Raw genomic sequence first — 21,629 nt, forward strand, 5'->3', positions numbered from 1 at the left:
ACCCGCAACCCCCCCTTACCGCGGCAGCACAATAGCCGTCAGAACAATTCCGTCCTCCACCAGAAACCGGCCCGACAGCGTAGAAAAAGGCCCCTCCCGCAACAGCCGAGCCGAAAAACTCCCCGCCACCCCCGACTCAGGCGCAAAAGTCAGTTCCGCCTCCTCAAAGCCGAGCCATTCCTTGGTACGGGGAAACCACACCTTGTACACCGACTCCTTGGCGCTGAACAGCAAACGCCCCCACCACGTCTCCGGCCACTGCGAACCCAACGCCGAAAGGTGCTGCTTCTCCGAGGGCAGCGCCACCAGGTCGAGCACCCCGTCCGGAAGCGGCCCGTGTACCTCTGCGTCGATACCGATGCCCCCCACCTCGCCGGCCCTGGCCAGGGCCGCAGCTCGGTAGCCGGGGCAGTGGGTCATGCTGCCGACGATGCCGGAAGGCCAGATGGGGGCTCCGCGTTCGCCAGTGAGGATGGGAGCCGGGGGGATTCCCAGATCCTGCATGGCTCTCCGGGCGCACCAGCGGACTGTGGTGAATTCGCCGCGGCGCTTGGGGACAGCCTTGGCTATCAGGGCCGGTTCACCGGGGAACAGCGTTTCTTCGCCTGTGTCGGTTTGGGAGTGGTGGGCTCGGACCGTGGCAGGCAAAATGCGGTCGATCATGACTCTCCCAAGAAGCGCAGCAGCGCCTCGTTCACCGCTTCGGGTTGTTCCAGATAGCCGTAGTGGCCGGCCGCCTCAATTTCGGTGTATTGCGCGCCGGGAATGGCTGCCGCCAATTCGCGTCCTCTTACAGCAGGCGCGATCAGGTCGTCAGCAAAGGACAGAACCAGGGTCGGGGTGGCAATTTGCCGGTACGCGGCCCGGCGGTCCTCGGTCAGACGCGCGTCGAGCTGCGCTCGGGCACCCTCGTCGAGAGCTCCGGCCGGGGACAGCTCCAGGATGTCCAGCCAGTCCTGGGCCGGCTGGGGATCTTCCAGGGTGCGCGGCGAAAGATTCTGCATTGCCCGTACGACCGCCTCGTATTGCGGGGGAAGGGTGATCCCGGTGTCGGCGAGGATGCGGTCGGCCTCGGCCAGCGCCCGGGACAGGGGGTCGGGGCGGGCCCGCGAAGCCATCAGCACGGCGCGGGTGAGCAGCTCTGGACGTACCAGCGCAAGCTCTTGACCGGTCATGGCCCCCATGGAGGTGCCGACGACGGCGGCTGGACCACCCACAACCTGCTCGATGATGGCCGCAGTGTCGGCCGCCAGATCGCCGAGCGTGAGCCCCGGCTTGGCCGGACCGCTGTCGCCGGCGCCGCGCGGATCCACGGTGATCGCCCGATAGCCGGCCGCGACCAGCGCCGGGACCTGGTGCAACCGCCAGGTGCGGCCGCGCGAACCGGTGCCGGGCACGAGCACGACAGGCGCGCCCCGGCCGGACTCCTCGTAGCTCAGGGTAACGCCGCTGGCGGAGATCGAGGGCATGCCCGAACCCTACCGGCGCCCCGCGGCCGACGAGGACCCTGCCTACAGTGATGGGCGTGACTTTTCGGTACGAGTGGCGCGCGCCCTTCGACTCCAGCGCCCTGACCGCCCTGCACGCGGCGGCGTTCGGTATCGGTGCGGTGCCCGAGGACTGGGATGTGCGCGTACAGAATCACAGCCTTGGATGGGTGTGTGCCTTTGCCGGGCAGGCGTTGATCGGGTTCGTGAACGTGCCCTGGGACGGTGGCCGGCACGCGTTCCTGGTCGACACGGTGGTTTCCCGCGCGTTCCAAGGGAACGGAGTGGGAACGGCCCTGGTCAAGGTGGCCGCCGACGCAGCGCGGACGGCCGGGTGCGAGTGGCTGCACGTCGACTTCGTGCCGGAGCTGTCCGCGTTCTACCTCGGCGCATGCGGGTTCCGGCCCACCGCCGCGGGACTGCTGGCCCTGTGAGTCTCGTTCGGACCATCACAATTGAAAACCGGGTGCCGCAGACCGGTTTTCGTCCGATCATGGGGTAATGCGTACGCCCCATCAGTCAGTCGACCGGGTCGGCAGCCGCCCCGCGGAGCCGGCGGTCGCTTCGGCACCGCTGTCGCTGCCGCTGTCCGGTTCCGTCGATGACGGCGACCGGCTGGTGGACGTGGTCGACCTGCTCGCGCTCGACGCCTTCGTCACCGGACGCGAGTCGTTCGGCCGGACCAACTACTTGGAGAACGTACGAGCCGATGCTCCGCTGAGCGTGGACGGCGCCCGGGTGGTGCGCGATGCCCTCGAGGAGGACAGCCAGGGACGGCTGTCGGTGGGCGAGGGTTTCACGCTGCACGTCACGCGCTGGAAGCAGAGCCGCCGGGCGCGGATCACGGTGACGGCGGTGAGCGCCGAGCTGGCCGAAACGGTGCTGGCGAAAGCGACCGACAACGCCGTGGAGGAACCGGAACCGGCGGCGGACAGCGTTCCCATCGGCTTCTGGCACTTCGGAGCGCACGGACCACGCCGCGCGCAGCGCGAGATCGACGCCGCGCCCTGGGACAAGATTCGCGGCAACTATGCCGAGCCGGTTGCGCAGACGCTGGAACGGCTGATGGCCCTCGACGGTCCCGCGGTTACCGGGCGGCTCCTGCTGCTGCACGGAGAACCGGGCACGGGAAAGACCACGGCCTTGCGGGCGCTGGCCCAGCAGTGGCGTTCGTGGTGCCAGGTGGACTGCGTGCTCGACCCGGAACGGCTGTTCAGCGACCCGGCGTACCTGATGAGCGTCGCGCTGGGCAGCGGCGACGACGACGAACCGCGCTGGCGGCTGCTGATGCTGGAGGACTGCGACGAGCTGATCAGCGGCGAGGCCAAGGCCAGCGCCGGGCAGTCGCTCTCCCGGCTGCTCAACCTCACCGACGGCCTGCTCGGCCAGGGCCGCAACGCGCTGATCGCGATCACCACGAACGAGGATCTGGCGTCACTGCACCCCGCCGTGGTCCGGCCGGGGAGGTGCCTGGCCAGCATCGAGGTCGGGCGTTTGCCGTACGGCGAAGCAGTCGCCTGGCTCGGCACCCCCACCGGCATCGGACCGGACGGCGCGACCCTGGCCGAGCTGTACGCGCTGAGAACGGGACATCAGCCGGTAACCGTTCCAAGCGTCACGCCGCCCACCGGCATGTACCTCTGAGAAGTTTCCCGGCTGCAATCAGCGCAGGTGGCGGCGCGTGTGAGGGGATAGATCCCGCCTCTCCTCGCTCGCTGGAGCCCCCATGCGTCTCGCCTGCTGTGTCGTCCTGGTCCTGCTGACCGGTTGCAGCTCCGCCAATCCGGCGCCAGTCCCTCCGCTTTCCCAGACCATTCCCACCGCTGCCGGTCCCGCCGTTTCCGCCGCTCCTAGCGTTTCCGACGCTCCCACCGTTTCCAGCGCTGAAAGCTCGCCGGGAAACCCCGGAACGCTGTCGGACGTGTCGCAGCTCGATCGGGCCGGCATCACCCTCGGCGACGCCGTGCTCATCGACCTCACCGACGACGATCAGCCCCGCTACCTGCAGGTCAGCGACAACGGGAGCGCCGATTTCACCGGTACGTCCAGGAACTCCTCGACCGTGATGTCCCTGCAGCCGGCCCTGGTGCCGGACCGCAACCGGGTCGTCATCACCGCCCCCTTCTGGAACGAGAACCTCGGCGACGGTGACTGCGTCACACCGGGCAGGCCGCTGAAGCTGGAGAAATGCGTTCCGGGTAAGCGTTCACAGATCTGGCACCTCGTGCCCACCGGAGACCCGGGTCGGTTCGAGCTGCACAGTGCGCAGGGCGTCCTCGCGGTCGGCGGTCGCACCGGGCTGCAGGCGGTGACCTCCGGGGCTGCGCCCGGCCCGCCCCGGTGATCAGCTCCCCGAGGATTCGCAGGGGATAGCGGGCTCCGGCGGGCCGAGCCGCCGCGGCCCTTCGGCAGAAGCAGCCAGGCGCGCGGTCAGGGCGGCGCAGACGCGATCAGGGCGAGACGGCCGGTTCCCGGCGAACCGCACCGAACAGGCTCCCGGCGAACCGTTTGTCCTCGCGGCCCGGCCCCCAGGACTCAACCTCAACCGGCGCTCCCAGCAGCTTTCCGATCTCCCCAGCGAACGACTCCGGCCGGTACATCGCCAAGGGCCGCGCCCGCCCCAGCATCTCCGTCGCCGCCGCCTGATGCTCCAGATCCCGGAAACGGCCGGGAACGATCCGATCCACCCGGGCCCCGTCCACCTCGTAAGCGCTGCAGACCCGCAGCGACGGGCACCGCCCCGGCGCATCCAGATGGGTGATCGCCAGCGCATCCACGCCCCCGGCCACCTCGACCGCGTACCGGTGGGCGACCGCGTCGAAGTGCCCGACCCGGAACGCGCCCTGCCACTCCCCCACGCCGTTGTGAGCTTCCGGCAGGTCCAGCGGCGCCTGCGTGACGAACGGCCCGGCCCCGTGCCTGGTCGTGTACGTGCGCACCACCCCCAGCCGCGTGAACGAATCGCACAGAGCGGCCACGTTGTCGAACGTCGTCGTCGACCAGGTCGTGTACGGGTGCCAGCCTCGCCACTCGTCCAGCAGCACGCCCTGGGCACCTTCGAAGACGCACCGCCCCGAGCGCAGCAGCCGATCGGTGTACCCGCTGTCCACCACGGTCACGGCGGCTTGGAAACCGCGGAACGCCTCCACCACATCGTCCAGCGGTGGAGCGTCGAGCGGACCGTACCGACAGGTCAGCCGGTCCCGTACCGCAGCCAGGCGAGCCCGCAGATCCGGGGATCCGGCACGCGGGGCGTCGGGGTGGCCGAGGGCGTACTCCATGGTCTGCCCGATTCCCATGCCGCACGAACCGTGCCTGGCCTCGCCGCGCCGCCGCTCGCGCACCTGGTTGGCCGCCTTGTGCCACGGCGTGACCAGCAGCGCGTCGGCGTCGACGGTGAGCAGGTGGAACGGGTTTCCCAGCGACGCCGCCTCGGCCGCCAGGGCCAGCGGGTCGACCACGACGAACCGGGTCAGGTGTGTGGGAACGCCGTGGAACGTGCCCGACCCGAACTGGGCGAAGGTGTGGTGCCGACCCTCGGGGGTGACCACGTTGTGGGCGGCTTGCGCTCCCCCGTTGAAGCGCAGGACCGCACGCACCGGGCCGGTGCCGCACAACGCGTCCACGACCGTTCCCTTGCCGGCGTCGCCGTAGCCGAGGTCGACTACGGCGACGTGATCGGTGTTCACAGCCGCTCGTTCCCGGCGCCGCGGGCGGCCCGGCCGAAGCGGGAGAGCGCCGAGGCGATGGGCGAGCGCACCACGGTCCCGCGCGTAGCCCCAAGCGGCGCCAGCGCCTTGCCCACCGCGTCCCCGGCCGCCGATCCGACATCGGCCAGGTCGGCCAGGCCCTCGGTCAGGTCGATCGCTTCCTCGCCGAGCCCGACGGTGAGCGCGATGGTCTCGCACACCGCGTCGAGGTCGTCCAGCTCGATGACCTGCTGGCCGAGCAGCCGCCGCCAGTAGCCGAGGATCTGCTTGTCACCGCCGTAGCTGGCCGCGCCGGGCAGGATGTAGTACGTGTCGTAGCTTCGCTGCAGCTCGGACACCATGGCTTCGACCGCGATCGGCTCGCGCAGGTCGTCGCCGATGATGCGCTTGACTTCCTTGGGCTTGACCTGCCCGTAGGGCATCTCGTCGCCGATGATGAACAGGTAGCCGCGCCGGCCCCGCTTGCTCAGGCTGTCCAAGCTGGTGTGCCGGGCCATGAAGTACATGGCCAGCTCGTACGATTCGGTGCGCTGTCCGCCGCCACCGCCCTCCAGCACGATGCGGGCCAGGTCCTCGTCCATCCGGTTGTCCGACTCGAACTGCCCGACCTGCAGCGGCACCCGGTCGCAGGTGGCGTCGCCGATCGCGCCGAACATGATGTGCGGGTCGGTGGCGTAGCCCTTGCGGGTCAGCAGGCCCAGCAGTTGCGGCAGCTTGGTCTGCAGCACCCGCGGGACGCTGCGCATCGAGCCGGTGACGTCGAACAGCACCGAAATCGGCGTGCTGGACGGGTGTTCGGCGCTGTCGCGGCTCTCCCGGGTGCCCACGCCGTGCGGGTCGAGGGCCTTGTGCGGTTTGCGGGCGCCGCTGTCGCTGTAGGCGAAGGCGCTCGTTCCGGTCGCGGCGCGGTAGCTCGCGGCGGCGGAGTAGACATCGGTGGACCAGCGTCCGCTTCCCATGGTGGTTCTCCTTAGAACAACTAGCGGGTGGCCGGCAGCGCGAACGGGCGGAACCGGCGGGGGCCGTACAGGTCGAAGAGAAGCTCGTCGAGCTCGGCAAGCAACTGCCACGCGTCCTGCGGGCGCATGCGCGGCGCGTCGAAGCGGCAGCCGGCGGCGAAGCGCCGCATCGGCTCGGGTGGGTTGTCGATGAGCCGCAGCATCAGCCCGGTCGCCATGAAGATGTCGGTGGCGGCGGTGGCCGGCTGCTTGGTCAGGATTTCCCGGGGATAGGCGTCGCGGTGGCGCGTCACGATGGCCGCAACGATGCCGCCCTCGGGAACGCTGTAGCACCAGTCGACGAGCACGACGCCGTGGTCGCCGGGGTGGATCAGCACATGTTCAGGCAGCACCGCGCCGTGCACGAGGCCGGTGCGGTGTGCCCAGCCGAGCCCGGTGAGCAGCCGCCGCCACATCCACGCCACGTCGCGCGGATCGAGGCGATGCTCAAGCCCGGCCAGGGAAACGAAGCCGTCGAGGCGTTGCAGCACGTTGGCGGTGCGCCGCGTTCCGTCCTCGTCCTCATGCGTGAACGTCTCGATGAGCCGGGGAGCGTAGGCCCGGTGCCGCGGATCCCCGTCGCGTTCCAGCGTTTCCAGTGCTGTGGCTTCGGAACGCATGAGGTCGTTGTCGCCGGGATCGCCAGGAAACTTGAGAACCTTGTCGTCGTCGAGCGCGATCACGTCGCCGATGTCGCCCGACGCCAGCACCTCGCCGAGCCGGTATCTCGCCTTTCGGGTGACGAATTCCGGATCCGGCGACAGCAACGCCGACAGGCGAGCGGCAGCCTGCGTTGCGGCCGCGCCGCGACCCGCGGGTGCCACATCCGGGTGCACGATCTTGATGAGCATCCGGTACGTCCGCTGCGCATCGGACCCCAGGTCGTCAATGGTCCGGGCGTGCGCAATGGCCTCGACCGCTTCCTCGAACGTCATCATCGGACGTCGTCCTCGCGGGCCGGCCGCAACAGCGCGGGGTGCAGCAGCCGCGCGTCGCCGGCCCGGTACAGCTTGGGTTTGGGCCCGCCACGCTCACCGCCTCGGACTGCAATTTCCCCGGTGCTCTCCACGAACCCGGGCACCGAGAGCACCTTGCGGTGGAAGTTGCCCGCGTGCAGCTCCTCCCCCCACACCGCCGCGTATACCGCTCGCAGGTCGGCGATGGTGAACTCCGACTCCACGAACGCGGTGGCCAGCGGCGTGTACTCCAGCTTCGAGCGGGCGCGGTCCAACCCGTCGGCCAGGATCGCGGCGTGGTCGAAGGCGAGCTCCCCCGCTGCCTCGACGGGCACCCAGAACGCCCCGGCCGCGTCGCTTCCGGCGCGCGGGTCCGGCAGGCTGGGTGCGAAGGCAAGGTAGGCGACCGAGATCACGCGCATCCGGGGGTCACGACCGGGATTTCCGTACGTCCGCAGCTGCTCCACATGAACGCGATCCAGCACCCCCTCGCCGGGTCGCAGCCCGGTCTCCTCGGCCAGCTCCCGCAACGCGGCCGCATCCAGCGACTCGTCCTGCACGAAGCCCCCGGGCAGCGCCCGCCACCCAGCGAACGGGTGTCCCCCACGCTCGACCAGCAGCACATGCAACCGGCCCTCGCGGATCGTCAGCGCCACAACATCCACGGTGACCGCAACCGGCGCATACTCCCCCGGGTTGTAGCTCTCCAGGAACTCCTGCTCCTCGGTCACCGCGACCTCCATCATTGTTCTCGCGTTGAGTAAAACTCAACCTGAGAACAACGTAGCTCATACTCACCCTGAGCACAACCTCGGATGTGAACCACCCGGACGGGCGCAGCCCGGACGACCGCAACCCCGGATGACCAGCCACGACGAGAGCAGGTCCGGACAAAAGCAACCCGGACCAGGGCAACCCACCGCCGGGATTGCTCCGGGCATCTCGTTGACCACCCGAAAAGGCCGCCACCCCATCGCGGGTGACGGCCCAAGGCAAGCCTTACTTGACAGCCGTTAACGCGCCTCGAAAGTCAGGCAGTCGGCCCGGTCCTCGGCCGCCCCCACCGTAATGGCCGGCGCGCGGCATTCGAGCTCGCTGTTGTGCACGCACTCGGAACGCTTGCAGGCGCCGACCTGAGCCAAGGCCTGACCCATTCCACCGCGGTCGCCGGTCTCGATGAACGTGTCGCATTCCGAACTGGAGCGCCCGATCGTGATCGCGAAGGCGGTGCAGCCGCCGTGGTTGTATCCGCAGCCACTGACCGTGCAGGTCTGCACGCGCGGCATTTCCATCATCTGAGTCATGGCGTTGCCTCCCTGTCCCGCAACCGTTGTCCGGACCGACCATAAACCATTATCGTGGGCCGCGCACAACGGCACGGTAAGACCTTTCAATAAATGCAGGAAATAGGTTAGGCAACAATTACCGCCCTTGAGGTAAGCCAACCCTCACCATTTCCGCAGTTCCCCGCGCGCCCCCGGCATCCTGGCATACTGGACAAATCGACCGGCGAGCGCGGGGATGAACCGGATGGCCCAGAACGACCCGAAGGCTCAGAACGACCCGAAGGCCCAGAGCGGGCGGAACGACGAACAGCCCTGGCGCGAACGAGCCAAGCGCCCCGCCCTGCTGATCGTCTTCGCCGTACTGATCGTGCTGTTCGGGGTCCTCGCGGGCATCGTCACCACCGACGAGGACAAAGAACCCACCGTCACCTCGTCCACGCCGGCACCCCCGAGCACGCCCACCTCGAAAGCCACGGCCACGGCCCCCACCCCGGACGTCCGCTCAGCCAGCAAAATGCTGGCCCTGCCCCGTACGAACGGCACCTGGCCCGGCACCAACGGCCTGTCGGGCGTCAACGGCGACCCCGTCCTGAACACCGCGTCAGTGGAGAGCTTCTGCACCGCGCGCGGACGGGCCTGCAAGGTGGCGCAGACCTACACCGACCGCACCTCGTGGGAGAGCATGACCAGCGGCACGAGCTGGACATTCGAGCTGTTCATGGACTTCGACGGGGTGCTAGTGGTCTCGCAGGGGCTGGTGCCCGGCGGCGCGAGCGCGGACCTGGCCGCCTGCGCCAACGGCGAGCACGACCGCGATTTCCAGGCCTTCGGCACGCTCATGACCAGCCATTACCGCGGTGATTCGATCGTGCGCCTGGGCTGGGAGTTCAACGAGACCACCTCGTCGTGGCGCGCGGACGACACCCAGACCTGGATCAAGTGCTACCGCCACGCCGCCGACAGCATCCGCGCCACCAACCCGGCCGTCATCTTCGACTGGACCATCAACGCCCACGACACCCCCGGCGGCGTCTGCGGCGGCGTGAGCACAAACTGCTATCCGGGCGACAACTTCGTCGACATCATCGGCATCGACAACTACGACCACTACCCCTGGTCCGATTCAAAGGCCGCTTTCGACGGTACGGCCACAGCCCCCGAGGGCCTCACCTGGCTCTACACGTTCGCCCGCGACCACGGCAAGCTCTTCTCGGTCGGCGAATGGGGTGTGGTGCCCACCGGTGACGCCGGCAAGGAGAACCCGGCCTTCGTGACCTGGATGCACGCCTGGTTCACCGCCCATGCACGCTATCTGGCGTACGAGGCGTACTTCTCCGACTGCAACTCCAACGGGGTCCAGTCAAGCCTGTTCCGCACCGACGAGGGCTGCCAGCAGAACCCGGCCTCGGCCGCACGCTACAAGGCTCTGTTCCACGCCTAGGGTGCAATTCCACTGAACTTCATCACTCTGGGCAATCCATCGCATACTGCAAGTTACGCTCCCTTGCGAGACGGCCCGGCGAACGCTTCTCAAGCGCGGGCCCACCAACCCAACCGACGCGGTCACTGATGACCGTAGGAGGACCTCGCATGAGTAAGTCCCAGTCCAACCTCCGGTCGCGCCTCGTCCGCGCCGGAATCGCCGGCACCGTGGCGACCGCTGTCGTCGTGGCCGCAGCCAGCCCCGCCAACGCTGCGGTTGCCATGACGCTCAGCGCGGCCAGCGGCCCCAGCGCCGGCACCAACACGCTGACGGCCGTCACCACTACCGCCGCCTTCACCATGACGACGCCCGGCGTGGAGTTCCAGTACGTCGGCACCGGCGCCGCTGCGGCGTGCTCGGCGACCTACGCTGCACCCGCCGCGGTCGCTGTCAGCACCGCCAACCCGCCGGTACAGACCGCCGGCATCCTGGCTGTTCCGGCCGGGAACGTGAAGAAGCTGTCGACCAGCAAGCTGGCCATCACCGTGCCGGCTTCCGTGGCCCTGGCGACCAACTCCGCGACGCCTCCGGTGACGCAGACGACCGCGAAGTACAACGTCTGCGTGTACACCGGCACGACCACCGGCACGAGCACCCTGGTCTCCAACGCGGCCTACACCATCGCGGCCGCGCCGACGGTGACCGCCGTCAACCCGGTGTCCGGTCCGTCCCTGGGCGGGCAGACCATCACCGTCACGGGTACGAACTTCCCCACCACGGGCCTCACCGCCTCGCTGGGCGGCACCGCGCTCACCGGTATCTCGGTCGCCTCTGACGGCACCTACTTCACGGCCACCACGCCGGCGCACAGCGCGGGGACCAACTTCTCGCTGACCGTCAACACGCCCGGCGGCACGGTCAACAAGACGAACTACTACGCCTTCCAGAACGGCATCTCGGCCTCGCCGAACTTCGCGCCGGCCACCGCGACGGCCGTTGACGTCGACGTCACTGGCACCGGGTTCCTGGGCTACGACTTCACCGCCGGTGCCACCAAGTCGAAGGTCTACCTGGTCGACGGTGCCTACAACCCCGCGGACAGCAGCGGCAACAAGACCAACGGCCCGGTGGCCGAGTGCACGGGCGTGCTCGTGGTCAGCGATGGCGAGCTCATCTGCACGCTGAACCTTGCGGCCGGTGCCCTCGACGCCGCCGGCGCGGTGCAGAGCCCGACCGCTGCCGTCGCCGAGGGCACGTACACCCTCACCGTTGTCTCCAACGGTGGTGTCGACGTCCAGCCGGCTGGCACGAACGCGGACGCCAACTACCAGAAGAGCATCGTTTCGAGCGGTTCGACCTTCACTGTCGCCCCGTTCTAAGCGGTCCAGCACCAGCAGAACAAAGCTTGCGGCCCGGAGCACCAGCTCCGGGCCGCTTCGTGCTCACCGCCGAGTTGCTACCCCAGCCGCTTCCACTCCTTGTCGATGGCCGCCACGCTCTCGTCCTTGGACGGGCGTCCGCCGGTCCTGACTGCGACGGTGTAAACGCTCTTCCCGGCGCTGGTGCGCCAGCAGATGAGCAGCGTCGGACGCTCCGTGGGCTCAACATTGGCGCTCAACCGGATCTTCGACGTGCACCGTGCGTCGCCAACCTGCTCGTTGTCATCGGTGACCCACCTGAGCTGCTTCTGACCGGTCAGGTCGGCACGGGCCGAGTACACCTCGATCTTGTCGCGGGCCGAGCCGTTTACCGCCACCGTAATGTCCGAGGCCGCGGCCGGGTCGGCACCGACTGCCGGGGGCAGCGGCGGGCGTACCGCATTAGTGGCGTGGGCTCGCGCCGATTGCGCCGCCTTGATCCGCTGTTTGTCGGTGCGCGGCGCCGGTGACGTCGTCGGAGCCGCATTGGGCGTGGCGGACGGCTTGACCGAAACCGATGACTCCGGCGATGCCGTCGGCTCCTGCGATGGGGGGGACGAGACAACCGCCGGCGCCAGAGCCGCGGTTTCCCGGGTCTCGGTCTGGTTGTCATCGGCAACCCGGGAGGTCACCGCGTAGGCGCCCGCCCCCAGCACTGCCAATCCCGCTACCCCGGCAAGGGCTTGCTTGCGGCGGCGGGTGCGGCGGGTCAGCTCGGCGTTCTCCGGCTGTTCTTCGCGCATGCGCTTCATTCCTTCGCAGGTCTCGGCTGGGTCGCCGCCCGCGATTCGCGGGCGCTCGGCCCCGAACGACCATCGTCGCAAAGCAGGCGACATATCGGGGCAGAACGCCGAAGGAATAGCCGTACGCGGGAGTGGCTATTAACAGGCTCATGCAAAAACGTGCGGTTGTGCTCGGCGGGGGTGGCGTCACCGGTGTCGCCTGGACGATGGGAATTCTGTACGGGCTGGCCGAGCGGGGCATCGACCTCAGCACCGCCGACCTGTTCGTCGGCACCTCGGCCGGGTCGGTGGTGGCCGCGCAACTGACCGGCGGCACCCCGATCGGCGAGTTGTACGCCCACGAGCTGTCCGACACCACCGGCGATCGCAACGCCACAGTCGGCACCCGAGTGCTCGGCGGGTTCGCCATCGCCGGGTTGTGGCCGGGTGACCGGGCCAGGGGCCGCGCCTGGCTGGGCCGGGCCGCGCTGAAGGCCAGGACCGTCCCCGAGTCCGAACGCCGCCGGGCCATCGCCGCCCGGGTCAAGGGGGACGGGTGGCCCGAAACCTTGCTCAAGGTTCCGGCGGTGGACGCGGAAACCGGGGCCGTCGTGGTCTTCGATCGCGACAGCGGGGTCTCGCTCATCGATGCCGTGGCGGCCAGCTGTGCCGTACCGCTGGTGTGGCCGCCGATGACTGTGGGCGGGCGGCGCTACGTGGACGGCGGCGTGCGCTCGGTGGCCAACGTCGATCTGGCCGCCGGGTACGACCGGGTGGTGGTCATCGCGCCGGGCACCGCGGCTGTGCGGCGCAGCGACAAGCCGGCCGAGCAGGCACGCCGGTTGACCGCCCGCAGCGTGGTGATCAGCCCGAGCGATGCCGCGCTCACCGCGATCGGGCGCAACCCGCTCAACCCGGACCGGCGGGCCCTGGCGGCCGAGGCGGGCCGGGCTCAAGCGGCCGGGGAGCAACGCCGCGTGGAAGTGGTTTACTGCTGACCATGAGCATCATCAACACCGGGTTCGGCAGCCGGCGCCGGTCGTCACGTCCCGAGCTGCCGCCCGGTCAGTATCTGACTCATGATTTCCCGGTGCTGTCCGCCGGGCCCACGCCGCGCATCCCGCTGGATCGGTGGAGCTTGACCATCACCGACGAGATCGGCAACCGCACCTCGTGGAACTGGAAGGAATTCAACGCCCTTCCCCAGGAAGATTTCACGGTCGACATCCACTGTGTCACCAAGTGGTCGAAGCTCGGCACCACCTGGCGCGGCGTCTCGCTGGACACCTTGTTCGACAACGTCGAGTTAACGTCAGACTTCACCATGATTCAGGGGTACGGCGGGTACACCACCAATGTGCCCCTGCAGGACCTGCTCGACGGACGGGCCTGGGTGGCGCACACGTTCGACGGTGAGCCGCTGCACCCCGAGCACGGCGGCCCGGCCCGGCTGGTGGTGCCGCACCTGTACTTCTGGAAGTCGGCCAAGTGGGTGAACGGCATCCAGATGCTGGCGCAGGACGAGCCGGGCTTCTGGGAGGAAGCCGGCTATCACCTCTACGGAGACCCATGGCGCGAGCAGCGATACCAAGGAGATTGAGCTGGCAGGTGGCCACAGTGGCCGAGGGCCGCTGGGAGACCCCAACCGCCCGCACCCTGGTCCTCGACATCCCCGATTGGCCCGGGCACCTGCCGGGTCAGCACCTCGACGTGCGCCTGACCGCGCCGGACGGCTATCAGGCGCAGCGCAGCTATTCGATCGCCTCGGCGTGGGTGGCGGGCGGCCGGGTCGAGCTGACCGTGCAGCGCATCGAGGACGGCGAGGTCTCGTCGTACCTGGATGACATCCTGCAAAGCGGTCAGCAGATCGAGGTCCGGGGGCCGATCGGTGGTTGGTTCGTCTGGCGCAACACCCCGGAGCCGGTTCTGCTGGTGGCCGGTGGGTCCGGCGTGGTGCCGCTCATGGCGATGATCCGAGCGCGTGCGGACGTGCGGGGCCGGCAGCCGTTTCGCTTGATTTATTCGGTACGCACACCCGGCGACGTACTCTTCGCCGACGAGCTCAAGCGGCAGGTGCGTGACGATCCCGGACTGGATGTCCACTTTGTCTACACCCGCGCGGCGCCGGACGGCTGGCCCGTGCCCCCGGGCCGCATCGGCGTGGCCACCCTCAACACCTATGGCTGGCCGCCGGACTTCGCCCCGGACGTGTTCGTGTGCGGCCCCACCCCGTTCGTCGAGGCGGCGGCGAACATCCTGGTGGCGCTGGGCCACGACCCGAAGACCATCCGCACCGAACGCTTCGGCGGCTGACCCGGCCCGCGCCACAAACGCCGCAGTCCTTTCCAACGCCGCAGTCACTTCGAACGCTGCGCGGGCCTCAGTCGCGGAAGGCGCGGCGCAGGCGGTCGGTCAGGCCCACCGGGCGGGGTGGGGGTGCCGGCACGGGGCCGGTGCGCGGGCGCGAGGGCTGTGAGCGCCCGATCGGCTGGTTGTAGTCGGCGGCCGCGATGGCCTCGATGATCTGGTTGTCGCCGAAGTTCTCCGAGCCCGCGATGGACGGTACGAACCCCACCAGGACGCCGTTGCGCATGATCTGCGCCTCGAGCCCGGCGGTGCCGTCGTTGTCCCAGATCGCCTCGCGCCCGTCGCTGAGCACGACCCGGATGCCGTACTGGGTGATGCCCGCATGTGGCAGCTTGACGTGCGCGAACACGTTGCGCTCGCGCAGGGCGGCGACGACGCGGGCGGCTCGTTGCTCTTCCATACCCCGACGCTAACGCGGTTGGCTGAGCGCTCGCTGAAGATCCTCTGTGCCGGCCATGTGACCACCAGGTGGGTAACACTTTCGTTACACGGTGTTGCCGGATTGCCCTTCGGTCACCGGAGCGCTCCGGCCCCCGTCCCACCGTGGATCCGGAGGCCATTCGATGTACAAACGCGTAACCGTCATTGCCGCCCTGCTCATCGTCATCCTGCCCGCACCGGCGCGCGCCGCGGCGGCGTCAACCGGGGACTACGTCGCGCTCGGCGACTCGTACTCCTCGGGCGTCGGCGCCCCGGGGCAGACCGGAACCTGTCTGCGCAGCCCCAACGCGTACCCCGGGCTGTGGGCCGCAGCCAACGACCCGGCCTCGTACCGCTCGGTCGCCTGCAGCGGCGCCACCACCGACGACCTGCGAGCCTTCCAGCTCTCCGCGCTCAGCGCGGGCACCGATCTGATCTCCGTGACGATCGGCGGCAACGACGTCGGCTTCGCACCGACCGTGATCACCTGCACCCTGGTCACCGACGGCGGCTGTGCCGCCAAGGTCAACGAGTCCCTGCACTACCTGCGCGACGAGATGCCGGCCAAGTTCGACGCCACCTTCCAGGCGATCCGCAGCAGAGCGCCGAACGCCCGGGTCGTGGTGCTGGGCTATCCCGTGCTGTTCGACGAGACGGCGGCATCGTGCGGGTTTGCGGGTATGAGCATCGCCAAGCGCAAATCGCTCAACGAGGGTGCCCGCCAGTTCAACGCTGCCATCAAGTCGCATGCCCAGGCGGCCGGTTTCCTCTGGTCCGACGTCGCCGATGACTTCGCCGGTCACGGCGTCTGCGGTTCCAGCCCGTGGCTCAACGGTTTGACCGCGCTGCCACCGACGAATTCCTTCCACCCCAACGCCAGCGGTTACCGGCTGGGCTACCTCCCGGCGTTCTCCGGCTCGGCCGCCGGCTGATCCTCCGTTCGCCGCAGCGCACCCGGGCCGGCCCCGGCCCGGCTGCCCCGGCGGGGGACCGGGTTTACTGCACTACGTGCTCACTATCGGGATGCTCGGCGGCATGAGCTGGGAGTCCAGCGCCTACTACTACCGCGTCGCCAACGAACTTGTCCGAACCCGGCTCGGCGGCCTGCACTCCGCGCGGGTGGTCCTGCACTCGGTGGACTTCGCCGACATCGAGAAGCTGCAGCACACCGGCCAGTGGGACGAGGCCGGACGGCTGCTCGCCGAGGCCGCGGTGCAGGTGCGGGCCGGCGGCGCCGATTTGCTGCTGCTGTGCACCAACACCATGCACAAGGTCGCCGATCAGATCCAGGCCGCCATCGACATTCCCCTGCTGCACCTGGCCGACGCCACCGCAGAGGCGGTCACCCGGGCCGGGGTCACCACCATCGGCCTGCTCGGCACCGCCTTCACCATGGAACAGGATTTCTACCGCGACCGGCTGACCAGCCACGGCCTCGAGGTGCTCGTTCCCGACGCCGACGACCGGGCGGAGGTGCACCGCATCATCTACGACGAGCTCTGCCTCGGCGACATCCGCGAGGACTCCCGCCGCACCTATCGGTCGGTGATCGACCGGCTCGTGCAGCGCGGCGCGCAGGGCGTCATCCTCGGGTGCACCGAGATCGAGCTGCTCATCGCCCAGGCCGACAGCCCGGTCCCGGTGTTCGCGACGTCACGCCTGCACGTGGAGGCGGCCGTGGAACACGCTCTGCAAGCCCCGGGCAGCTGAGGGGCCGGGTCACTGGCTCAACCAGCGGTAGCGATGCTCGGGGCGGCCGGTTGCCCCGTAGCGCAGCCGCATCTCCGCGGCCCCGTCGCGAGCCAGCGCGGCGAGGTAGCGCTGCGCGGTCGCCCGCGAGATGCCCAGCTCGTCGGCCACCTCAGCCGCCGTGCGCGGGCCGGGTGACTGCCGCAGGGCGTCGCTGACCAGGCGTACGGTGACCGCCGACTGGCCCTTCGGCGCGGCCGGGCGATCGCCTTCGTGCAGCAGCCGCCAGCACCGGTCGATCTCGTCCTGGCTCAGCGTCCGGTCGCCGGACAGCACGGCACGGTAATGCCGGTACGCCACCAGCCGTTCGCCAAGCTGCTCGGCGGTGAACGGCTTGACGAGAAAGTTCAAGGCCCCTCGCGCGTACGCCGTCCGCACGGTCGCCGCATCACACGCGGCGGTCAACATGATCGCGTCGGCACCCAGGCCGGACAGCAGGTCGAGTCCCGATTCGTCGGGCAGGAACGTGTCGAGCAGCACCAGGTCGACAGCGGTCGTGGCGAGCATGGAGCGGGCCTGCGCGGCCGTGCGAGCCGTCCCGGCCACCTCGAAGCCGTCGATCCGGCGGGTGAACCCGACGTGCACGTCCGCGACCCGGAAATCATCCTCGACCACCAGCACCCGGATCATGCCAGGGCTCCCGGCAGTTTCGCTTCCAGGACCGCGCCGTGCCCGTCCCCCGACGCCCGGGCCAGCCGCACATCCCCGCCGAGCCGACGGGCTGCCTGCCGGGCCAGCGCCAGCCCAAGCCCGCGCCCATCCCCGTCGCGGGTCGACACCCCGGCCGTGAAGATCCTCTCTCCCAGCGTTTCCGGTACGCCGGCCCCGGAATCAACCACGGAGATGTGCAGGACATCGCCGTCCTCCAGCAGCGCCAGGTCCACCCGGGCCGGACGACGCGCTCCAAGCCGGGCCGCCTCCAGCGCGTTGTCCACCAGGATCCCGAGCACCGTTGTCACCTCCACCGGTGCGGTCACCCGCGCGCCAACCCAGCTCGTGTCGGCCAGCGTCAGCCGGACATCCTTCTCCGCCGCCTCGGCCGTTTTCGCGGCCACGAACGCCTGCAGGTAGGGGTCGTCAACTGCCGCATCGGCCAGGGGCACCGGGTCGGAAACCGCGTGCAGGAATTCCAGTGCCTCGCTGCGGTGCCCGTTCTGCAGCAGGCCGGACAGCACGTGCAGGCGGTTGGCGAACTCGTGGCGCTGGGCGCGCAGGGCGGTGCTCAGGGTTCGTACGGAGTCCAGTTCCCGGGTGATGTTTTCCAGGTCGGTGCGGTCACGCAAGGTGAGCACGCCACCGAGGTCGCGCCCGTCGCGGCGTACGTCGCGGTAGGTGGCGACCAGGACTCGATCGCCCGCCACGGTGATGAGGTTGTCGGCCGGGTTCTCGCCGGCCATCGCGGTCAGTAACGCTGGCGGCAGGTTCAGCTTCGCCACGGGATCGCCGGTTTCCGGTTGTACGGCGAGCAACCGGGCGGCTTCGTCGTTGCAGACCGACACCCGTCCCACCGCGTCGACGGCCAGCACGCCCTCGGAAATGCCGTGCAGCACGGCTTCGCGCTCGCGGACCAGGTCGGCGAGTTCGTGGGGTTCCAGGCCGAGGGTCAGCCGTTTGAGCCGGCGGGTGAGCAACGCCGAGCCGCCCAGGCCCAGGGCGAGAGCACCACCGGCCAGCAGCGCGGCGATCGCGAGTTGGCTGAGGACGTACCCGCGAATCTTGCCGGCCTCGAAACCGACGCTGACCTCACCGACGATGCGGCCTTGCCCATCGCGCAGCGGGGTTTTGCCGCGCGCCGAGAGCCCCAGCGTGCCGCGTTCGACGTTCATGGTGTCGTGGCCGTTGAGCACCTCGGACGGATCGGTGCTGACCGGCTCGTAGAGCCGTTGCGGGTTGGGGTGGGCCAGGCGGATCCCGCGGCGGTTGGTGATCACAACGAACAGGGCGCCGCTGGCCGCACGGGCAGCCTCGGCGCGGGCCGGCAACGCATGCCCGGGATCGTCCACGGCGGCGGCTCCGGCGATGGCCGGGTCGGCCGCGACGGTGTGGGCGACGGCCAGCGCGCGGGTGGCGTACTGGTCGGTGAGCTCACCGTCGAACCAGCGGGCGACCAGGGCGAACCCGACCCCCACGACGAGCAGCAGCACGCCGGCCGGCAACGCCAGGGCCTGCTTGGCGAAGGAGAAACGCCGGCGCACCATGGCTCGACGCTACCGCCGCAACCGCGCGAGCAAAACGCGCAATACGCGGGCAACGCGGCTTGCTGGCACAACGCGGCGAAGGGTTCGCAGGCCCAGCGCAAAACCCTAGCGTCGGCGCGGAGGAAACATCCATGCAACACGATGGGAGCGCCGCATGAGCGTGATCGCTTTGCGCAACGCCACCAAACGGTTCCCCGGCACCGGCGGTGCGCCGCACACCGCCGTGCGCGACCTTACCTTCACCGTCGACGCCGGGGAGTTCGTGGCCGTCGTCGGACCCACCGGCTGCGGCAAGTCCACCACGTTGTCGCTGGTCTCCGGGCTGGAACCGCCGTCCAGCGGCGAGGTGGACGTCAACGGCGAGCCGGTGCGCGGTATTCCGGACGGCGTGGGCTACATGTTCCAGGCCGACGCGGTGCTGCCGTGGCGCTCGGTCGTCGACAACGTTGCCGCCGGACCGCGCTACCGGGGCCTGAAGCGCCAGCAGGCCCGCGAGAAGGCGATGGTGTGGGTCGAGCGAGTGGGACTCGCGGCGTTCGCCAAGTACTACCCGCACCAGCTTTCCGGCGGCATGCGCAAGCGGGTCGCGCTGGCCCAGACCCTGGTCAACGAGCCGCGGATCATGCTGATGGACGAGCCGTTCAGCGCGCTGGACGTGCAGACCCGCGCGCTGATGCAGGACGAGCTGCTGCGGCTGTGGCAGGGCACCGGCGCCGCCGTCATCTTCGTGACCCACGACCTCGAGGAGGCCATCGCGCTGGCCGACCGGGTGGTGGTGATGACCTCCAGCCCGGCCACGGTCAAAGCGATCTTCGACGTGCCACTGCCCCGGCCGCGCGATGTGGAGGAGATCCGGCTGACGCCGGCGTTCGTGGAGACGTACCGGGAGATCTGGCAGAGCCTGCGCGAGGAAGTGGCTCGCGCCCGATCGGAGGCGATGAGCCGTGCAAGCTGAGACCTTGGCGCCTCCGGCGGAGAACATCGTTTCCCGTACGAACCGGCGCACCCCGTGGAAACTGTGGACCGTGCGCCTGGCCGTGGTGCTGGTGTGGCTGGGTAGCTGGGAACTGACCGCGACGCACTGGATCGATCCGTTCTTCTACTCCAAGCCCTCGCTGATCTGGGACCGGCTGGTGGACTGGTTCACTGCGGGCACCGCGTTCGGATCGGTGTGGACGCAGATCGTCACCACATTGCAGGAGGCGGTGTTCGGGTTCATCATCGGTGCGATCGCCGGTGTGGTGCTGGGCATCCTGCTGGGCCGGGCGCGTTTCGCGGCGGACGTGGCAGCGCCGTTCATCAAGGCGGCGAACGCGGTCCCGCGCATCGTGCTGGCCTCACTGTTCGTCATCTGGTTCGGGCTCGGGCTCACCTCGAAGGTGGCCACTGCGGTCGTACTCGTCTTCTTCGCGGTCTTCTTCAATGCCTTCCAAGGCGCCCGCGAGGTCGATCGGAACCTGGTGAACAACGCCCGGATCCTCGGCGCCTCGCGGACCCAGGTGCTGACCTCCATCGTGGTGCCCAGCGCGACGTCGTGGATTTTCGCGTCCCTGCACGCCGCGTTCGGCTTTGCGTTGATCGGTGCGGTCGTCGGTGAGTACGCCGGCGCGGACAAGGGCCTCGGGCTGCTGATCGCCAACGCCCAGGGCACGTTCGACGCAGCCGGCATCTACGCCGGAATGATCATCACCACGGTGCTGGCGTTACTCGCCGAGTATCTGCTGACGCTGTTGGAGAACCGCTTGTTGCGCTGGCGCCCGCCGGCCCTGCACGAAGGAGCCGAGAATGCGTAAGGTCCTGGCCCTGCTCTGCTGCACCGCGCTGGCCCTGACCGGCTGCCGCGGCACCAGCCCCGACGAGGCCAAGTCGGGCGGCGGCGACCTCCCTGAAATCAAGATCATGGTCGGCGGCATCGACAAGGTGATCTACCTGCCGGCCAAGCTCACCGAGCAGCTCGGCGGTTTCCAGGCCGAGGGACTCGACGTCCAGCTGCTGACCGAGCCGTCCGGGGCCACCGCCGAGAACGTGCTGATCGCCGGGGATGTGCAGGGCGTGGTCGGCTTCTACGACCACACCATCGACCTGCAGACCAAGGGCAAGTGCATCCAGAGCGTCGTACAGTTCTCCGACGTGCCCGGCGAGGTCGAGATCGTCAAGACCGGGTCGTCCATCGCCAGCCCGGCGGACTTCAAGGGCAAGAAGCTCGGCGTCACCAGCCCCGGCTCGTCAACGGACTTCCTCACCCAGTACCTGGCCACGAAATCGGGGCTGCAGAGCGGTGACTACACCACGGTGAAAGCGGGCGCGGGTCAGACTTTCATCGCCGCGATCGACAACGGCGGTATTGACGCGGGCATGACCACCGACCCGACCGCGGCTCAACTGGTGAGTTCGGGCAAGGGCAAAGTACTGCTGGATATGCGTACGGAGCAGGGCACACAAGCAGCGCTCGGTGGCCTCTACCCGGCCAGCTCGCTGTACATGGATTGCGGCTGGGTCGAGGAACACAAGGCGGCGGTGCAGAAGCTGGCCAACGCCCTGGTGAAGACGCTGCGCTGGATCGACAGCCACACCCCCGAGGAGATCGCCGCGAAGATGCCCCCCGAGTACGCCGCCGGCAACGCCCAGCTGTACGTCAAGGCGGTGCACGACAGCATCGGCATGTTCAACGGCGACGGGCTCATGAAAGAAGAAGGAGCCAGGAACGTGCTGGAAGTGCTCAGCCTGTTCTCGCCCAACGTCAAGGGCAAGAAGGATCAGGTGGACCTGAGCAAGACCTACACAACGGAATACGTGTCCAAGGCGGCCTCATAGAAAGTGTCATACCCTCCCGCTAGTTTGACCGCATCCACACGGGGAGGGGATCGACAGTGATTGCCGGAAGAGGTTTGACGG

At 69.0% G+C, this 21,629-nt stretch carries 24 protein-coding genes; 13 read left to right on the forward strand and 11 right to left on the reverse strand.

The window, feature by feature from the left end:
- Positions 1–15: 15 nt before the first annotated feature.
- The gene (locus tag TFC3_RS22370; protein WP_067503296.1) at positions 16–663 is read right to left on the reverse strand and encodes a 4'-phosphopantetheinyl transferase; all 648 of its coding nucleotides are present in this window, start codon (positions 661–663) and stop codon (positions 16–18) included.
- Entirely contained in the window at positions 660–1,469 is an 810-nt protein-coding gene (locus tag TFC3_RS22375; protein WP_067503299.1) for an alpha/beta fold hydrolase, read from the reverse strand. Before TFC3_RS22375 ends, TFC3_RS22370 begins: the two co-directional genes overlap by 4 nt.
- 50 nt (positions 1,470–1,519) lie before the next feature.
- Between TFC3_RS22375 and TFC3_RS22380 the strand changes: the two genes are divergently transcribed.
- The 3 genes from TFC3_RS22380 to TFC3_RS22390 all read left to right on the forward strand — a co-directional run bounded on the left by TFC3_RS22380 (position 1,520) and on the right by TFC3_RS22390 (position 3,831).
- Positions 1,520–1,921, forward strand: coding sequence for a GNAT family N-acetyltransferase (locus TFC3_RS22380; protein ID WP_067503303.1), 402 nt, complete (start codon positions 1,520–1,522; stop codon positions 1,919–1,921).
- Between the two features lie 67 nt (positions 1,922–1,988).
- Positions 1,989–3,131 (forward strand): DUF5925 domain-containing protein, encoded by a 1,143-nt coding sequence (locus TFC3_RS22385; RefSeq protein ID WP_067503305.1) that lies wholly within the window; start codon positions 1,989–1,991, stop codon positions 3,129–3,131.
- A 277-nt stretch (positions 3,132–3,408) separates the two neighbouring features.
- Positions 3,409–3,831 carry a hypothetical protein gene (locus TFC3_RS22390; protein WP_067503308.1) on the forward strand — a complete coding sequence of 141 codons (423 nt, stop codon included), beginning with the start codon at positions 3,409–3,411 and terminating at the stop codon, positions 3,829–3,831.
- A 106-nt stretch (positions 3,832–3,937) separates the two neighbouring features.
- On the opposite strand, the gene TFC3_RS22395 is transcribed toward TFC3_RS22390, so the two are convergent.
- The 5 genes from TFC3_RS22395 to TFC3_RS22415 form a co-directional block, all read right to left on the reverse strand.
- Positions 3,938–5,176, reverse strand: a complete 1,239-nt coding sequence (locus TFC3_RS22395; RefSeq protein ID WP_067503311.1) for an adenylosuccinate synthetase — start codon at positions 5,174–5,176, stop codon at positions 3,938–3,940.
- Positions 5,173–6,156, reverse strand: coding sequence for a hypothetical protein (locus TFC3_RS22400; protein ID WP_082772226.1), 984 nt, complete (start codon positions 6,154–6,156; stop codon positions 5,173–5,175). Before TFC3_RS22400 ends, TFC3_RS22395 begins: the two co-directional genes overlap by 4 nt.
- A gap of 20 nt (positions 6,157–6,176) precedes the next feature.
- Positions 6,177–7,133 (reverse strand): hypothetical protein, encoded by a 957-nt coding sequence (locus TFC3_RS22405; RefSeq protein WP_082772227.1) that lies wholly within the window; start codon positions 7,131–7,133, stop codon positions 6,177–6,179.
- Positions 7,130–7,882: an NUDIX domain-containing protein gene (locus TFC3_RS22410; protein WP_236718252.1), complete on the reverse strand. Its 753-nt coding sequence runs from the start codon at positions 7,880–7,882 to the stop codon at positions 7,130–7,132. The genes TFC3_RS22405 and TFC3_RS22410 overlap by 4 nt, the downstream gene beginning before the upstream one ends.
- Positions 7,883–8,164: 282 nt before the next feature.
- Complete coding sequence (locus TFC3_RS22415; RefSeq protein ID WP_369819637.1) at positions 8,165–8,596, reverse strand: DUF1540 domain-containing protein; 432 nt, start codon at positions 8,594–8,596, stop codon at positions 8,165–8,167.
- 85 nt (positions 8,597–8,681) lie between these two features.
- Between TFC3_RS22415 and TFC3_RS22420 the strand changes: the two genes are divergently transcribed.
- Together TFC3_RS22420 and TFC3_RS22425 are read left to right on the forward strand one after the other, a co-directional pair.
- Positions 8,682–9,878, forward strand: a complete 1,197-nt coding sequence (locus TFC3_RS22420) for a glycoside hydrolase family 26 protein (RefSeq protein WP_067503323.1) — start codon at positions 8,682–8,684, stop codon at positions 9,876–9,878.
- Between the two features lie 149 nt (positions 9,879–10,027).
- Positions 10,028–11,239: an IPT/TIG domain-containing protein gene (locus TFC3_RS22425; protein WP_067503325.1), complete on the forward strand. Its 1,212-nt coding sequence runs from the start codon at positions 10,028–10,030 to the stop codon at positions 11,237–11,239.
- A gap of 77 nt (positions 11,240–11,316) precedes the next feature.
- Here the strand turns inward: TFC3_RS22425 and TFC3_RS22430 are convergent, their stop codons facing one another.
- Positions 11,317–12,021, reverse strand: coding sequence for a hypothetical protein (locus TFC3_RS22430; protein ID WP_067503327.1), 705 nt, complete (start codon positions 12,019–12,021; stop codon positions 11,317–11,319).
- Positions 12,022–12,170: 149 nt separating this feature from the next.
- Here TFC3_RS22430 and TFC3_RS22435 point away from each other — a divergent pair, with 149 nt between their 5' ends.
- From TFC3_RS22435 to TFC3_RS22445, 3 genes are read left to right on the forward strand one after another with little or no spacing between them, the layout of a single operon-like run.
- Positions 12,171–12,998, forward strand: a complete 828-nt coding sequence (locus TFC3_RS22435; RefSeq protein ID WP_067503329.1) for a patatin-like phospholipase family protein — start codon at positions 12,171–12,173, stop codon at positions 12,996–12,998.
- A gap of 2 nt (positions 12,999–13,000) precedes the next feature.
- A complete protein-coding gene (locus TFC3_RS22440) occupies positions 13,001–13,600 on the forward strand; it encodes a sulfite oxidase-like oxidoreductase (RefSeq protein ID WP_067503332.1) in 600 nt (199 codons plus the stop codon).
- Positions 13,570–14,313, forward strand: a complete 744-nt coding sequence (locus tag TFC3_RS22445; protein WP_067503336.1) for a ferredoxin reductase — start codon at positions 13,570–13,572, stop codon at positions 14,311–14,313. The genes TFC3_RS22440 and TFC3_RS22445 overlap by 31 nt, the downstream gene beginning before the upstream one ends.
- Positions 14,314–14,380: 67 nt before the next feature.
- Here TFC3_RS22445 and TFC3_RS22450 read toward each other — a convergent pair whose 3' ends face one another.
- Complete coding sequence (locus TFC3_RS22450) at positions 14,381–14,767, reverse strand: hypothetical protein (RefSeq protein WP_067503339.1); 387 nt, start codon at positions 14,765–14,767, stop codon at positions 14,381–14,383.
- Between the two features lie 163 nt (positions 14,768–14,930).
- Between TFC3_RS22450 and TFC3_RS22455 the strand changes: the two genes are divergently transcribed.
- The gene (locus TFC3_RS22455) at positions 14,931–15,719 is read left to right on the forward strand and encodes an SGNH/GDSL hydrolase family protein (protein ID WP_067503342.1); all 789 of its coding nucleotides are present in this window, start codon (positions 14,931–14,933) and stop codon (positions 15,717–15,719) included.
- 76 nt (positions 15,720–15,795) lie between these two features.
- Positions 15,796–16,497, forward strand: coding sequence for an aspartate/glutamate racemase family protein (locus tag TFC3_RS22460; RefSeq protein WP_067503345.1), 702 nt, complete (start codon positions 15,796–15,798; stop codon positions 16,495–16,497).
- A 9-nt stretch (positions 16,498–16,506) separates the two neighbouring features.
- Here the strand turns inward: TFC3_RS22460 and TFC3_RS22465 are convergent, their stop codons facing one another.
- Both TFC3_RS22465 and TFC3_RS22470 read right to left on the reverse strand, forming a co-directional pair.
- Positions 16,507–17,166 carry a response regulator gene (locus tag TFC3_RS22465; protein WP_067503348.1) on the reverse strand — a complete coding sequence of 220 codons (660 nt, stop codon included), beginning with the start codon at positions 17,164–17,166 and terminating at the stop codon, positions 16,507–16,509.
- A complete protein-coding gene (locus TFC3_RS22470; RefSeq protein ID WP_067503350.1) occupies positions 17,163–18,734 on the reverse strand; it encodes an ATP-binding protein in 1,572 nt (523 codons plus the stop codon). The genes TFC3_RS22465 and TFC3_RS22470 overlap by 4 nt, the downstream gene beginning before the upstream one ends.
- Before the next feature lie 154 nt (positions 18,735–18,888).
- Between TFC3_RS22470 and TFC3_RS22475 the strand changes: the two genes are divergently transcribed.
- The 3 genes from TFC3_RS22475 to TFC3_RS22485 are packed head-to-tail and all read left to right on the forward strand — an operon-like array spanning position 18,889 to position 21,548.
- Positions 18,889–19,689: an ABC transporter ATP-binding protein gene (locus TFC3_RS22475; RefSeq protein ID WP_067503353.1), complete on the forward strand. Its 801-nt coding sequence runs from the start codon at positions 18,889–18,891 to the stop codon at positions 19,687–19,689.
- On the forward strand, positions 19,679–20,527 hold the full coding sequence (locus TFC3_RS22480; RefSeq protein ID WP_067503356.1) for an ABC transporter permease: 849 nt from the start codon (positions 19,679–19,681) through the stop codon (positions 20,525–20,527). Before TFC3_RS22475 ends, TFC3_RS22480 begins: the two co-directional genes overlap by 11 nt.
- On the forward strand, positions 20,520–21,548 hold the full coding sequence (locus TFC3_RS22485; RefSeq protein WP_067503360.1) for an ABC transporter substrate-binding protein: 1,029 nt from the start codon (positions 20,520–20,522) through the stop codon (positions 21,546–21,548). Before TFC3_RS22480 ends, TFC3_RS22485 begins: the two co-directional genes overlap by 8 nt.
- The last annotated feature ends 81 nt before the right edge of the window (positions 21,549–21,629 follow it).

Source organism: Actinoplanes sp. TFC3, from assembly GCF_001553785.1.
Taxonomy (GTDB): Bacteria; Actinomycetota; Actinomycetes; order Mycobacteriales; family Micromonosporaceae; genus Actinoplanes.